13 protein-coding genes are annotated in these 14,363 nt (G+C 38.5%); 10 read left to right on the top strand and 3 right to left on the bottom strand.

Annotated elements, in window-relative coordinates:
- Window positions 1-397: 397 nt before the first annotated feature.
- From PSH41_RS19960 to PSH41_RS19950, 3 genes are all read left to right on the top strand, one after another.
- On the top strand, window positions 398-721 hold the full coding sequence (locus PSH41_RS19960) for a hypothetical protein (protein WP_064386708.1): 324 nt from the start codon (window positions 398-400) through the stop codon (window positions 719-721).
- Between the two features lie 373 nt (window positions 722-1,094).
- Window positions 1,095-1,901, top strand: a complete 807-nt coding sequence (locus tag PSH41_RS19955) for a S1 family peptidase (RefSeq protein WP_055018908.1) — start codon at window positions 1,095-1,097, stop codon at window positions 1,899-1,901.
- Window positions 1,902-2,155: 254 nt separating this feature from the next.
- Entirely contained in the window at window positions 2,156-3,403 is a 1,248-nt protein-coding gene (locus PSH41_RS19950; RefSeq protein WP_064386707.1) for a hypothetical protein, read from the top strand.
- A 302-nt stretch (window positions 3,404-3,705) separates the two neighbouring features.
- On the opposite strand, the gene PSH41_RS19945 is transcribed toward PSH41_RS19950, so the two are convergent.
- The 3 genes from PSH41_RS19945 to cadR form a co-directional block, all read right to left on the bottom strand.
- The gene (locus PSH41_RS19945) at window positions 3,706-4,137 is read right to left on the bottom strand and encodes a MerC family mercury resistance protein (RefSeq protein ID WP_244151752.1); all 432 of its coding nucleotides are present in this window, start codon (window positions 4,135-4,137) and stop codon (window positions 3,706-3,708) included.
- 102 nt (window positions 4,138-4,239) lie between these two features.
- Complete coding sequence (locus PSH41_RS19940; protein WP_268744518.1) at window positions 4,240-4,467, bottom strand: MerR family DNA-binding protein; 228 nt, start codon at window positions 4,465-4,467, stop codon at window positions 4,240-4,242.
- A 192-nt stretch (window positions 4,468-4,659) separates the two neighbouring features.
- On the bottom strand, window positions 4,660-5,049 hold the full coding sequence (gene cadR, locus PSH41_RS19935; protein ID WP_024032398.1) for a Cd(II)/Pb(II)-responsive transcriptional regulator: 390 nt from the start codon (window positions 5,047-5,049) through the stop codon (window positions 4,660-4,662).
- Between the two features lie 77 nt (window positions 5,050-5,126).
- On the opposite strand from cadR, the gene PSH41_RS19930 reads away from it, so the two are divergent.
- The 7 genes from PSH41_RS19930 to PSH41_RS19900 all read left to right on the top strand — a co-directional run bounded on the left by PSH41_RS19930 (window position 5,127) and on the right by PSH41_RS19900 (window position 13,656).
- Complete coding sequence (locus tag PSH41_RS19930) at window positions 5,127-5,741, top strand: cation transporter (protein ID WP_024032399.1); 615 nt, start codon at window positions 5,127-5,129, stop codon at window positions 5,739-5,741.
- Between the two features lie 54 nt (window positions 5,742-5,795).
- On the top strand, window positions 5,796-6,527 hold the full coding sequence (locus PSH41_RS19925) for a transglutaminase-like domain-containing protein (protein WP_024032400.1): 732 nt from the start codon (window positions 5,796-5,798) through the stop codon (window positions 6,525-6,527).
- On the top strand, window positions 6,514-7,416 hold the full coding sequence (locus PSH41_RS19920) for a cation diffusion facilitator family transporter (RefSeq protein ID WP_024032401.1): 903 nt from the start codon (window positions 6,514-6,516) through the stop codon (window positions 7,414-7,416). The genes PSH41_RS19925 and PSH41_RS19920 overlap by 14 nt, the downstream gene beginning before the upstream one ends.
- A 55-nt stretch (window positions 7,417-7,471) precedes the next feature.
- The gene (locus PSH41_RS19915) at window positions 7,472-7,822 is read left to right on the top strand and encodes a hypothetical protein (protein ID WP_024032402.1); all 351 of its coding nucleotides are present in this window, start codon (window positions 7,472-7,474) and stop codon (window positions 7,820-7,822) included.
- A gap of 83 nt (window positions 7,823-7,905) precedes the next feature.
- Entirely contained in the window at window positions 7,906-9,123 is a 1,218-nt protein-coding gene (locus PSH41_RS19910) for a TolC family protein (RefSeq protein ID WP_024032403.1), read from the top strand.
- Window positions 9,124-9,187: 64 nt separating this feature from the next.
- The gene (locus tag PSH41_RS19905; protein WP_064386706.1) at window positions 9,188-10,444 is read left to right on the top strand and encodes an efflux RND transporter periplasmic adaptor subunit; all 1,257 of its coding nucleotides are present in this window, start codon (window positions 9,188-9,190) and stop codon (window positions 10,442-10,444) included.
- 11 nt (window positions 10,445-10,455) lie between these two features.
- On the top strand, window positions 10,456-13,656 hold the full coding sequence (locus tag PSH41_RS19900; protein ID WP_064386705.1) for an efflux RND transporter permease subunit: 3,201 nt from the start codon (window positions 10,456-10,458) through the stop codon (window positions 13,654-13,656).
- Window positions 13,657-14,363: the final 707 nt, after the last annotated feature.

Genomic DNA, 14,363 nt, shown 5'->3' with positions numbered 1-14,363 from the left:
TTCTTTAATGTGTTATTTACAGACTACTATCTTAGGTTTATCTTGAATTACATGAAGCTATCATAGGTGAAAAATGAAGAATTATATTTCTATTTTTACTGACCTTCACTGCAACCGTTTATAGCGATACCATTCATTACATCGACGCATCCTCACTCAGGCACACCCCAATAATAAGTACTTTATTGAGGTTCTGACAAAAGCCCTAAAAACATCAGAACCCGAGTTTGGAAAATTTAAGCTAAGCCCATTAGATACCCTGATTAGCCAAGAACGGCAACTGAGGGAACTGAACAAAGGCAATACTGATGTTTTTTGGATGAGGAGCACCCCAATACATGAAAAAGTAGCTTTGCCGATCAAGATCCCACTAATTAAGGGTGCCTAAGGGCTAAGAGTGCTTGTAATAAATAAGTTGGATAAATCGGTGTTTTCCATGCTCAACTCGCAGGAGGAATTAGCTGGTAAAATAGCAGTTTTAGGTAAAGACTGGCCTGATGCAGCAATATTACGCGCGAATAAACTTTCAATCAACACAGAGGCACCTGAATATTCTCTTTACAATGTCATAGCAAAAGAGCGATGTTTTACTTTCCAAAGAGCTATTACAGAAGCTTGGTCTGAACTCCACAGCCTAGAAACCCCTCGATTAACTATAGACACTCACCACTTGCTCCAATACCCCTCAGCTGTCTACTTTTTCGTTGCTAAAGATAATTAAAAGCTTGCCGAACGAATTGAAGTAGGACTTAATAAAATAAGAAGGTCAGCTTGACGCACTTTTTTACGAATATCCGCTTCATCAACTCTCGTTAGCAGCTAGTAATATAAACAATGCCAAAATTTATCAACTTAATAACCCGCTTTTTGTTAACTCCGATGAAAAAACGGCCCTAAAAAAAGCACAAAAAGTGGTATTAAGGCACCTTAAAGGGTCAAGTTGTACCAGCTCATATCTGATCTTACAGTTTAAGTGAATACGTTTAGACTTCATCAGGCAGACTGCTATGAGCGAATTGCAGACGGTCGAATTAGTTGCCTTCTCCTAGCTTGCAAGGTAGCCTGTAAAGCATTCATAAAAACATGGACGCTCTATGAAAGCTTTCTTTTTCATTTTTCTATTTGTCTTTTCTATTAGCTGTCTCGCTGTTGTAAAAAGGCATGATATTCCCCCTGAGAATTATGTGTCGAAAGAAGCTCCTAACTTCTTAGTGGATATGCCTCATGAAGGGCATGGCGCTTTAATTAACCCAAGGTGGGTTGTAACTGTCGCGCATACCATTTTTTATAATTATATTGGTAAAAGTTTAAGGATTGGATCAAATACATATCAAATTGAAAAAGTGTACATACATCCTGAATTTGAAAAACCTAGCGAAAGTTTGTTGAAAGGAAATTTAGCGCCTTTAATGAGTTTTTTTAAAGCAAGAAGTGATATTGCATTAATCAAATTAACTTCGCCTGTGAGCGATGTATTACCGATTACTCTTTACACAAACACAAAAGAACAAGGAAAAACAGTTACAGTTTTTGGTAGAGGTGCCACAGGTAATGGGCTTATTGGCGAAGAGTCTGAGACTAAATCTTTGAAACAGCTGAATCACTTCCAAAATATTATCGAAAATGCAGAAACTAATTGGCTGACATTCAGGTTTGATAAGGCACCTAATGGATTACCTCTAGAGGGAATGCACGCTTCAGGTGATAGTGGTGGAGCCTCTGTCATTTATCAGGGTGGTATACCCTTTCTTGTAGGGCTTTCAAGTTGGCAATTAGCGCATGGCGATATTTCTGATTTTAAGGGTGGGTTATATGGTACAACTGCATATCAAGTGAGAATTTCCAATTATAGTAAGTGGATTAAGGATGTATTAGCTAGCGAACCAAAAACTGTCAATTAGCGTCTGTTTTGGGACTGTAATGAAGTTCGACCTAGAGCGAGAAGCGGACGGTCGTTTAAGCTCGTTCTTGGACAATTTTGAGTTACATAGGTTGTTAAATTAACTCAGTTAGAATTGGGTGATGTATTGAATAAGCGGCTCGCCACGGCGGACTTTCTGGCAGTGTGGATGATGTGCAACGCAAGCAAACTCTGTTGGTTATGACGGGTTTCATAGGGTAAGCTAGTACATAACCTACTGACTGAGAAATATTTATGGACACAATAAAGAGCAAAGCTAGAAGGCAACCTCCATACAAATCCATTTGGTTTTGGGTGTTGCCATTTTTCACTCTAATTGTAGTGTTAACATTGGTCTCTATGGCTCAAAATGTCTCTGGCTTCTCTGAGGGGCTAAAACATACATTAGAAACCTATCGGATACCGCTGGCTTCTGTTGTTTTTTGTGTTACGACATTAATTCAATGGTTGATAGCTCACAACTCAAATAAGCCATCCGAATTAGAGGAGCAGCAAGTAATAAATAGACACCTTAGAGATGAGTATGATGTTAGTGAGCGTCTTTTAATTAAGCAGTTTGGTAAATTATCCTCTGACCGTGCATTTACTTTTATTTCAACAGATGACTTGCCAGCAATTCACTCAAAGGTGTATGCGGAAGACCGTCTAATTAAACGTGGTAAACTAAGTGTCTGTGATGAAGCGATACGAGCCATTGACTACTACTTTCGGAATACCGAAAGGCTACTAGAAGAAGCTCTAAACCTATTGCAAAACGAAGAAGCCAAAGAAACGCCGAACAGGCACATCAAAGAAAGTCTGATCATCCAGCTAATTCAGTATTTAAATCAATGTGCACTAACACTGCATTATGAAATTGGGATGAGGGTGATTAATTTGGATAGCTCAGATATAAATACCTACCGAGATGCTTTTTTCGAAACACTCCATCTAACAAACTTCTTAGGTGGAGAGTTATCCCCCATAGTGAATCAAGTGGTTGAAACCCCATCAACTGAAAAATCCAACTCACAAGAGGATATACTGAACATGTTTGTTGCTGCCCATGAAATAGCGGAGAGTTTAGTGACCAGTAGTGAAGGGGCTACATTTGGTGGCCTGTATAGAAGCATCCAGCTAAGGTCGATCATCAAACAAGCGCAGGGTTCTCCTTTATACCTATTAGCTTGTCAGGTTATTCAAGATATTGTTCTTGAACCACTACTAGGCGAAAGCGATAAAATAGGCGCTGTGGAGGTTGATGACAACTATCCAAAATATGACATATACAACCAAGCTGGAGAGAAGAAGCTAACTCTCGGTTACAAAGAGGTAGATGAGAACACTCTTACCCTCATCCTGAGCGGTGAAGGTGAGAACATAAAAACAACTGTAAGGTTTGTCGATTCGGAAAAGAAAAGGTTCGAAGTAGATAGGGACATGGGGGGGCGCTTTACCCTTGAGTGTAAAAAAGCTATTAACCGGCACTTAGTTATTGAATAGCTATCAACTTGACGGACTGCAGTGGATGAGTAAGTTTGACCATATAGCTAGAGTTTTTGTCATAAGGTAAAGTAAGTCAAATACTAAACTGAATGCTGTGTAGAAAAACTAACGTAAAACACAATGGGGTAGAAAAGAGTTGGACTGCCGAGCTTTCATTAGATACCAACTTATAATCTTAAAGTACAAAACGGAAGTAAACTTCCGGTTTCTAACCCAATATTGCTATATTTCGGAAGCAAACTTCCGTTTATAGGAATTCAAAGGCAGTTATCGGAAATATACTTCTGTTTTTGAAAGCCTTAACTTAGATAGATATATGAGCCACTTTTCGGGGGTCTTATTTGAGCGAAAAGCAGACATTGACCGTTAATCGTTTCAACGACGGCAATTAGCCATACGTTGCATGTTTGCTCCCTTACTGGTTTTACGATATCCAAAACCGACATAACGACCATTAAGCAAATACCAAAGTAAAATAGGTATGTGCTCCAACCATATAGCCAAAGAGGATAAAGCGTTAATAGAACTGATACAGGCCCTAGAATGCTGAAGACAGCTCTGGTATGGTTTTTATTTTTGTGCCAGTTGTATAAGTTTACCAATAGTTCCAAAGATGCAAAAATAGGTAAAAGCGTATTTACAGCTATTCCTTCGAAGTGAGAGAAGAAGCCTAGTCCTAATGCCGATGCAAGTGACCTTAATGCAGGGAGGCAGGCCGTGCCGCTAGCCAAACGCCACTAGAGCCTACTCTGTCTAATATTTTATTTATCATTTGAAAGTCTATTGGTTGATATTACCATCATTCTAAACTCCGTATACAAGTACGGAGTCAATCATTTTAATGAGTCAATTATGGGGCAATGTGTTGGATCTTCGTTTTGCATACAGGTATTTGTCATACCCACAATTACTTTCTCTAAACGTTGAAGGTCATTAATTTTGTCTCGAATGATTGCTAACTTTTGTCGGTTTAATAGCTCAACTTGAGCGCAGTTGCTGTCCATAGACATTAGCGATTTTATTTCTCTTAACGTAAAGCCGAGCGCTTTGGCTTTTGTGATAAACCTAAGTTGTCCTGCTATTGATTCGTCATGTTGTCTATAACCAGATATTGGTTTCTCAGGTGGTGTAATCAGTCCTTCTCGTTAATAAAAACGAATGGTTTCTACATTTAAATTTAATGATTGTGCTAATTTGCCAATGGTTTTCATTATTGCCTTTGTGAATACTACTAATCTAAAGTTATATTTAGTTCAACTATCTAATGACTTGATAATGCCACAGACTTCAATTGTACCGTCAGACCCGCAAGAGCTTGCCATTAGTTTTAACTCTTTTTTGAGTGCATTCAATTCCTTCATTCGTTGATTAACTAAAGTTAGTTGCCGATCAATTAATGCATTTACACTAGAGCAACTCTCCTCTGGCTTGTTTTTTAATTCAATGAGTCGCTTAATATCATTAAGCGGAATATCTAAACTTCGACAATGCTTTACGAACTCTAGCTCTTTAAGTGCCTTATTAGAATACAACCTGAAATTCCCTTCAGTGCGATCAGGATCTGACAGCAAGCCCTCCTTTTCATAATATCGGATGGTTTGTACTGAACACCCCGATGTTTTCGATAACTCACCAATTTTCATAAAATTTCCAATTAAACTTGACCCTATAGTCACTATAGGGTTTATAGTTAGAGCATACAAGTTAATCGGAGATGAAAATGAGCGATTGTGGGTGTGAAGTTGAGCTAAAAGATAACCAGCAAAAAACGGTGCTTTATTGGCTTCTGGCTATCAATGTCTCGATGTTTGTTTTTGAAATTGGCTTTGGTTGGTTATCAGAATCAACGGCTTTAATTGCAGATTCGTTAGACATGCTAGCGGATGCAATCGTCTATGCAATTGCACTATACGCGGTGGGAAAGTCAATCCAACATAAGGCTAATGCTGCTTTAGTGAGTGGCTATTTCCAACTGGGGTTAGGCGTGCTAATTCTAATGGATATTGCTAGAAGGCTGTATGGTGAAAGTGAGCCTCACTCTTGGTTTATGATTGGCGTAGGCATGGTTGCTTTAGTTGCAAATGTGATTTGTCTCATCCTTATTCGAAAGCACAACAACGATGAAGTACATATGAGAGCTAGCTGGATATTTTCAGCGAATGATGTAATTGCAAATCTTGGTGTCGTTATCGCAGGCATACTCGTTATGGTGCTGAAACAGCGTTGGCCAGATATCGTCATTGGTAGCATCATTTCAATGTTAATTCTTCGAGGCGCTTACCGAATACTAAGCGATGCTAAACAAGAATTAGCTGTCGATGAAAAAACTTGTTAAACACAAATTAAGATCAACAATCAACCTGTTGTTGTTCAAAGTATGGAGACATCAATGAATACCAAATATCTAGAAAAAACCAAGATAGTGAATTTTGAACACTCTACAATTCAATCATTAATTTCTGAGCGTAATTGGCAAGAACTTGATGACTTCAACAAAATTGGTGCAGCCTACCAATTTGTTAAAGATGAAATATTATTTGGTTACAATAAGAGTGATGATATTTCAGCAAGCAGTGTTTTAGCCGATGGTTACGGACAATGCAATACCAAGGGTAACCTGCTGATGGCTTTGTTACGAGGATTAGGTATTCAATGTCGTTTTCACGGCTTTACTATTGAGCAGCAATTACAAAAAGGAGCTATTCCAACTTATGTATTTTGGTTAGCACCTAAATATATCATTCATAGTTGGATTGAAGTTTATTTCAAGGATCGTTGGATAAACTTAGAAGGCTTTATATTAGATGAACAATATTTAAGTTCACTACAGCACAAATTTAGTCAAATAAAAAACGAATTTTGTGGTTATGGTGTTGCAACAAAGTGTTTCGCTTCGCCAGATACAGATTGGCGTGGTCAAGATACCTATATACAAAAAGAAGGTATTCATGATGATTTTGGTGTTTATAATTCCCCTGATGAGTTTTATCTCGAAAAAGGAACTAACTTATCAGGAATCAAACGTTGGATGTATCAACGAGTGATCCGTCACCTTATCAATTTTAACGTAGTCAATGTAAGAAATTTAAAAGTTCCTGAGGTGGAAAATGCACAATCATAGCCACAGCCATTCGCATGGAAAAGACGACCGTATTGGTTGGACATTTTTCCTTAATGTTTCATTTACTATTATCGAATTTATTGGTGGTTGGCTAACTAACAGTACCGCTATTATGGCTGATGCTGTACATGATCTGGGTGACAGTTTATCTATAGGATTCGCTTGGATACTGAGTCGTTTCTCGGATAAAGAAGCATCCGATAGATTTAGCTATGGTTATCGTCGTCTTACCCTGTTTGGCGCATTTATTAACAGTATTGTATTAGTTATTGGTTCTATCTGGGTGCTATTTGAAGCAATACCAAGATTATCTAATCCTGAAATGCCAATGGCTGAAGGAATGTTGGGTCTAGCACTACTTGGGGTTGCTGTTAATGGGTATGCAGTATTTAAACTAAAAGCGGGTAAAACGCTGAACGAAAAAGTGCTTACGTGGCATTTGCTTGAAGACGTACTTGGATGGGTTGCAGTCCTAATTGTTTCTATCGTGCTGCTTTTTGTAGATCTACCCATATTAGATCCTTTACTTTCTATAGGCTTTACACTGTTTATATTGTTTAACGTTTTGAAAAACCTGAAAACAACATTGGCATTATTTCTTCAAGCTACACCTGATGAAAAAGTGCAGAATAATATTGAAAAAGCGATAAAGGCTATACCTGAAATTAATGGGATTCATCATATGCACTTTTGGTCATTAGACGGGGAAAGTCACGTATTAACTGCTCACCTAGAGTTAGCCCATAACTTTGAGGTTGATAAATTAATTAGGCTAAAACAACAAGTGGCTAAGGAACTTTCTTCTTATAATTTATCTCATACAACCATTGAGTTTGAGTTTCCTCAAGAAACTTGCCGTGACGAGCATGAAAAACATGCTCATGACTAGTTTAGAAACCCTTTTTTTGATATGATAATTTTTCATATTTATGTAGGTGTTTATTTTGAAATTCAATGTTGCGTTAAAAATACTATTAGTCGTTTCGATTGTTTTGCAATCGTTAACTGCTGTTGTATCCGCAACACCTGAGAATCACCAGATAGATATAGAGCACCTTCAAACTCAACATGATCATGCAGATGATCGAAATGTTTTAAATGATAATACAGATGATGAACAGCACGATGTAAAGGATTGTCATCACTGCGGACATTGCAGTGGCAGCCATTTATCTTGGATTTTAGTCAGTAATTCAAATGTCGATGGTAAGCTAAATATTATCAATAAAACTCCTTATCAAATTGATCAAACAAGTACCTTTCTTGAAGCGATACTTCGTCCGCCTATTTCTTAATTAGATTAATTTTTAATGACCTATTTATCCTTTAATAATGGATAAAGGTTTCGTGTTTATTAATTTTAAAATTAAGAATTTTTATGTATATATATTTAAAAAATGCAGGTTTAGTCCTGTCTTTATGTATGGCTGTGAGTTTTTCAGTTGCCACTTATGCCAAACAGAAAAGTATTTCATGGCTAGATAGTCAAATAAATAAAGATCCCGAAGTTGTTGCGGCTAAAGAGTTACTTAATGCAAGTAATCATAGAGCCAAGAGCTTAACTAAAGCCGTATATAACCCAGAGCTTGAAGCAAGCTATGAAAAAGAGGGTGATTTTGATAATTATTCTATTGGCATCAGTCAAACGATTGATTTTTGGGATAAGCAATCAGCAAATAAAAGCATTGGTGAAATTGGTGTTTATGCAAACCAGCAACAATTGTTATCTCTACTCGATTCTAAAAAGGCTAACGCTTTAACTGCAATAGTTAATTGGCAAGCAGCAAAAAAGGTGGCTCAGTTACTTTCAGTAAGAGAAAATCAATTACAAACGCTCGTTGGAATTGTTGAAGATAAGCGAAAAGCAGGACTTCTAGAGCCACTTGACGCTGAACTGGTTTATTTAAACTTGTCCCAAGTTTTCAGTGAAATATCTGAGTCGCAAATTGCTTTGAAAAATGCAGAGGTAAATGTTCAGGAGTTATTGCCTGATTGGACGCCTAATACTACCAATTTGTTTTCATTTACTTTTGGAGCAACAAACTATTCATTTAACTCTCAGTGGGTTGAGGAACATCCAAAAGTTAAACTCGCTAGAGCGCAATGGAAGATAAAACAATCTAAAGCTCAACTAACCACTATGGAATCTAAAGCCAATCCAACCATTGGAGTTAACGCAGGGAAAAGTGGAGATGAAGACTTGATTGGCGTGACTTTCTCAATTCCTTTAAATATCAGAAATAACTATTCAGATACTGTTAAAGCCGCTTATTCAGAAGCAATTGCAGCAGAGGCTAACTTTCGGTCGGTTTATCGAAAGCAGTCATTTGAAGCAAAAGCTAATTATGAATCGCTTATTGTCAGTAAAAAATATTATGAGCAATGGCAAAAACTGACAAAAGGCAGATTAGATAGCAGCGAAAACTTATTAAATAAGCGCTGGGAAGCTGGTGATATTAATACTTCTGACTACTTACTTGCATTAAATCAACGTGCGGAAGGGCTTCATGCAGGAATACGTTTGGAAAATCAATTCAAGCTTGCAGAAATATCCTTCATTTTAAGTATGGGTCAGTTATCCAAATTTGAGATTTGAGCGCTTTGTTTTTTCAGTAGCGAAAAACGAAATCTTAAATTTATTAAAAATATAGGTTACAAAAATGAATACAGTAATTAGTAAAAAATTTTTAGCCGTAGTAATTAGCAGCCTGTTAGTTGGGTTTACTACAAATCATGATGCTTTTGCACAGTCGTCAGATGGAACTGGTTCTGTCACAAACGTTTCGAAACAAGAAGAAAAAGAACATCAAGATGAGCATGAACACGAAAAGGGACATGAAGAAGATAAAGGTGACCATGACGAGCACGGCCATGAAGGTGGTAATAAAGAGGGAGAAGAAGAACATGAAGAAGGTATCACTATTGATCCAAAGAAGATGTCGCTTGCTAAAATTAAAGTGGAAAGTGTTAAGCCTGAATATCAATTTAGCTCCGTATATGCACCTGGCGAAATAAAAGCTAATGGCTATAAAAGTTATGTGGTATCACCACGTACAGAGTCAGTCATTATCAGTCGCCATGCAGCGCTTGGCGAGTATGTAGAAATAGGTCAGAAGTTAGTTACATTATTTAGTGAAGCAATGGCACAAGCACAAGCTGACTATTTAATCGCTTCAACCGAATGGCAACGTGTAAAAAAGCTGGGTAATAAGACGGTGAGTGAAAGTCGATTATTACAAGCTGAAACAACATACAATGCGAGCTATGGCAAGCTCATTGCTTTAGGGTTAACTGAAAAAGCAATAAATGGTATTTCTAACAAAGACATTAAAGCATTTGGACAATATGCATTAACGGCGCACCGTGAAGGTGTCGTGCTTCAAGACGACTTTATCCAAGGGCAACGTGTTGATGCTGGGGATGCAGTCATGTTGTTAGCTGATGAAAAACAACTATGGGTTGAAGCAAAAGTTTCTCCAAATAAAAAGCTAAATTTATCAATTGATTCTCCTGCGGTACTTAAATTAGAAGGCCAGAGTTACAATGCCAAAGTTATCCAAGAAGCCCATACAATTGATCCCGTAACTCGTACAAGAATTATTAGATTGGGGGTACAGAATGCTGATGATAACCTTCATTCAGGTATGTTTGTAAAAGTTTACTTTCAGTTTGCCACAAAGCAGAAAGTGATGGCTGTGCCAGAAGAAGCATTGATCCGCAGCGCAGATGGTGATTGGACCGTATTTGTCGAAGACCACCCTGGAGAATTTAAAGCTGTAGAAGTAGAACTAGGCCGAGCCTTAGGTGATTTTAGGGAAATCATTGGCCTTGATAGTGGGACGCGAATTGTAACCAAAGGCGCATTTTTTGTTGCTTCTGAAATCGCTAAAGGCGGATTTGATCCGCATAACCACTAAGGAGCAAGACTATGTTTAATAAAATAATAGATTGGTCTGTTAATAATAGACTCCTGATTTTGATTGCGCTGTTTGCCACAATTGTCGGCGCAATTATGGTTATACCAAAACTAAATTTAGATGCCTTTCCTGATGTTACTAATGTTCAAGTTGCTGTAAATACTGAAGCGCCAGGACTAGCTGCTGAAGAAGTTGAACAACTCATTACGTACCCCATTGAAGCGGTCATGTATGCCTTACCTGATGTAGAACAAGTGCGCTCAATTTCTAAAACAGGCTTGTCTGGCGTCACGGTTGTTTTCAAAGAAGGCACCGACATTTACTTTGCAAGACAACTTGTATTTGAGCGTCTTCAAGCCGCAAAAGAACTGATACCAGAAGGTGTCGGCACACCCGAAATGGGGCCAAACACCTCAGGGCTAGGCCAAGTATTTCAGTACCTTCTTATTTCAGATAAAGATGCAGGCTATGATGCTATGGCACTCAGGAGTCTCAATGATTGGGTAGTAAAATTACTCGTTATGCCTGTCGATGGTGTTACTGATGTACTCTCCTTTGGAGGTATTGTTAGGCAGTACCAAGTAAATGTAGATCCATCTAAGCTTCTTTCTTATAACCTAACGCAAGAAGACGTTGTTGGTGCCCTAGATAACAACAATGCCAATGTTGGCGGATGGTATATGAACCGTGGGCAAGAGCAGCTTGTTATTAGAGGTGCAGGTTGGTTTGAAAGTGGTGACGCTGGTATTAGTAATATCAAACAAGTTCCCGTCAAAACAGTTGATGGGACAGTTGTGACGGTTTCGGATATTGCTAAAGTTGAAATGGGCAGTGAAATTCGTCAAGGTGCTGTCACAATGACGCGCAAAACCGAAGACGGTAAAGTCGAAAATTTAGGTGAAGTTGTCTCTGGCATTGTCTTAAAACGCATGGGGTCTAATACTAAAGCCACCATTGATGGTATCAATGCAAGAATCCCATTGATTAATCAAGCATTGCCTAAAGGTGTTCGCTTTGAACCATTTTATGATCAGGCTGATTTGATTGAAAAAGCCGTTGATACAGTAGTTGATGCACTATTACTAGCATTTATTTTCATCTGTATTGTATTAGCACTATTTTTAATGAATATACGTGCAACCTTCCTTGTCCTAATATCTATTCCAATTTCAATTGGTATCGCGTTAATGATCATGGCTTGGTGGGGCATTTCTGCAAACCTTATGTCATTGGGTGGCATTGCCGTAGCCATTGGTATGCTAGTTGATGGTTCAGTCGTGATGGTTGAAAACATGTTTAAGCATTTAAATAGACCAGACTCTACCCATTTAAAAACTGTAAAAGAAAGAGTGCCTAGTGCTGATACTGATCCACATGATGTAGAACAAGATGAGCATGGTATTAAGTTACGTCTTCAAAATGCGGGTAAAGAAGTGGCTCGTCCCGTATTTTTTGCAGCTTCTATTATTTTAGTCGTATTTACGCCTTTATTTAGCTTTGAAGGTGTTGAGGCAAAGTTATTTCAACCTATGGCAATAAGCATCATTTTAGCTGTTATATCTGCTATTGTGGTTGCGTTGTTTGTTGTACCCGCTTTAGCTACTTATTTATTTAAGTCAGGTGTAAAAGAGAGGGAAAGCTTTGTTCTTAGGCCATTAGACAAACTCTACAGAAAAGGGCTTACATTCGCACTAAAACGCACCAAATTAGTCATTTCAGCCGCACTTATATTAGTTTTCTCTGCCTTTGCATTAGTTCCATTAATTGGTACTGAATTTGTACCTGAGTTAGAAGAAGGGACGATAAACTTAAGAGCAACGCTTGCACCTTCTTCCAGTTTAGATACCGCGCTCACTGTGGCACCAATTCTAGAAGAAAAACTAATGGCTTTCCCTGAAGTAACCTATGCATTAAGCCGAATTGGTCGAGCAGAAATAGGTGGAGACCCAGAGCCTGTGAATAACATCGAAATTTACATAGGGTTGAAGCCTGTTTCTGAGTGGACCAGTGCATCTAATCGATATGAACTTCAAGGAAAAATGGAGAGATCTTTAGAAGAATTCCCTGGGTTGCTACTCAACTTTTCTCAACCTATTGCGACTCGTGTCGATGAGCTACTATCTGGTGTTAAGGCTCAGTTGGCGATAAAGTTGTTTGGGCCTGAACTTGAGGTACTGGCGGCTAAAGGTCAAGAAATAGAAACAGCAATTAAAAACATTGAAGGTGCAAGGGATGTTGCATTGGAGCAAATTGCTGGTGAAGCGCAATTGGTGATAAGTCCTAACAGGCAAGAACTATCACGCTTTGGATTGTCTGTGAGTGACATAATGGAGGTTGTGCGTGATGGTATTGGTGGTGTTGAAGCCGGACAAATAATCAATGGTAATGAACGTTATGATATTTACGTTCGCATAGAGGAAGAGTACCGAAGTAACAAAGAAGCTATTGCTGATATTCGGCTTCAATCACCTACTGGTGCTTGGGTGCGACTGGGTGACGTAGCCTCAGTCTCATTTGAGTCAGGCCCACCACAAGTTAGACGCGATGATGTACAACGAAGAGTCGTTATCCAAGCAAATGTACAAAATCGAGATATGGGAAGCGTGGTTGCCGATATCAGAAAGGTAATTGCTGAAAAGGTTGACTTACCTACAGGTTATTCTGTTTCGATTGGCGGCCAGTTCGAAAGTCAAAAACGTGCTCAAAATAGGTTAGCTATAGTTGTACCTTTATCGTTAGCACTAATCGCACTACTACTTTACTTTGCCTTTGGTTCTGTTGGTCAAGCTATGCTGATATTGGTCAACGTGCCGCTTGCTGTAATTGGCGGAGTTTTCTCCTTATATTTATCTGGACAATACTTGTCTGTACCAAGCTCCGTTGGCTTTATTACCTTATTTGGTGTAGCGGTATTGAATGGGGTCGTTATGGTAGAAAGTATCAACCAACGTATTAAAGACGGTCTAGAAGCATCTAAAGCCGTTTTTGAAGGCGCTACTTCAAGATTAAGACCTGTACTTATGACTGCTATAACATCAGCTTTAGGTTTGATACCGATGTTAATGTCTAATGGTGTTGGTGCAGAAATACAGCGCCCCTTAGCGAGTGTTATTGTTGGCGGCTTGGTAACTGCAACACTGTTAACATTATTTGTTTTACCTGTTTTATATCGCTGGTTTTCAGAGAAAAAAATAAAAGAGCTATCCAGATAAAATGACTGTGAACTCTAACCCCACGCTAAAGTCACGTTTAGCGTGGGGTTATTGAGTAGATGAACGAAAAGAAAGATTAGATTTAACAATAAACTAATAGTCATGACTGCTTTGTCGGAATATTTGTCGTTAAACAGGCCAAAGCTAACTTCCGCTTTCGTATCTTTGCAGTCTTAATCTCTATGTGTCTCAAGGTCGGCTTATGACACAGAGCCGTCCTTCGGCTCTAACTCATTTTTGTCCAAAAACGCGCTAGAGTGGTCGTCTGCTTCTCGCTCAAATAAGACCCCTATAGTGGCTCATAAAGCTATCTAAGTTAACGCTTTCAAAAAACAGAAGTATATTTCTGAGAACTAGCTACGAAGCCCTAGAAACGGAAGTTTGCTTCCGTTTTGCAGTTTAAGGTTCTAAGCAGGTGTCAAGTCAAAGCTGGGTAGTCCACTTGGCTAATTAGGGTGTCTATTGGGCTTAGATTAAATTTTCCAAACTCGGGTTCTGATGTTTTTAAGGCTTTTGTCAGAACCTCAATAAAGTACTTATTATTGGGGTGTGCCTTAGTGAGGATGCGTCGATGTAATGAATGGTATCGCTATAAACGGTTGCAGTGAAGGTCAATAAAAAATGGAGATATAATTTTTCACCTATGATAGCTTCATTTAATTCAAGATAAACCTAAGATAGTAGTCTGTAAATAACACATTAAAGAG

It is taken from the genome of Pseudoalteromonas sp. CST2 (genome assembly GCF_028599385.1).
Lineage (GTDB): Bacteria > Pseudomonadota > Gammaproteobacteria > Enterobacterales > Alteromonadaceae > Pseudoalteromonas > Pseudoalteromonas atlantica.
This window is presented reverse-complemented; position numbering and strand designations above follow the sequence as displayed.

Bases quoted from the DNA above. Each gene is read 5' to 3' on its own strand.
- PSH41_RS19955 (WP_055018908.1), top strand. From the start codon at position 1,095: ATGAAAGCTTTCTTTTTCATTTTTCTATTTGTCTTTTCTATTAGCTGT.
- PSH41_RS19950 (WP_064386707.1), top strand. From the start codon at position 2,156: ATGGACACAATAAAGAGCAAAGCTAGAAGGCAACCTCCATACAAATCC.
- cadR (WP_024032398.1), bottom strand. From the start codon at position 5,049: ATGAAAATTGGTGAGTTATCGAAAACATCGGGGTGTTCAGTACAAACC.
- PSH41_RS19930 (WP_024032399.1), top strand. From the start codon at position 5,127: ATGAGCGATTGTGGGTGTGAAGTTGAGCTAAAAGATAACCAGCAAAAA.
- PSH41_RS19925 (WP_024032400.1), top strand. From the start codon at position 5,796: ATGAATACCAAATATCTAGAAAAAACCAAGATAGTGAATTTTGAACAC.
- PSH41_RS19920 (WP_024032401.1), top strand. From the start codon at position 6,514: ATGCACAATCATAGCCACAGCCATTCGCATGGAAAAGACGACCGTATT.
- PSH41_RS19910 (WP_024032403.1), top strand. From the start codon at position 7,906: ATGTATATATATTTAAAAAATGCAGGTTTAGTCCTGTCTTTATGTATG.
- PSH41_RS19905 (WP_064386706.1), top strand. From the start codon at position 9,188: ATGAATACAGTAATTAGTAAAAAATTTTTAGCCGTAGTAATTAGCAGC.
- PSH41_RS19900 (WP_064386705.1), top strand. From the start codon at position 10,456: ATGTTTAATAAAATAATAGATTGGTCTGTTAATAATAGACTCCTGATT.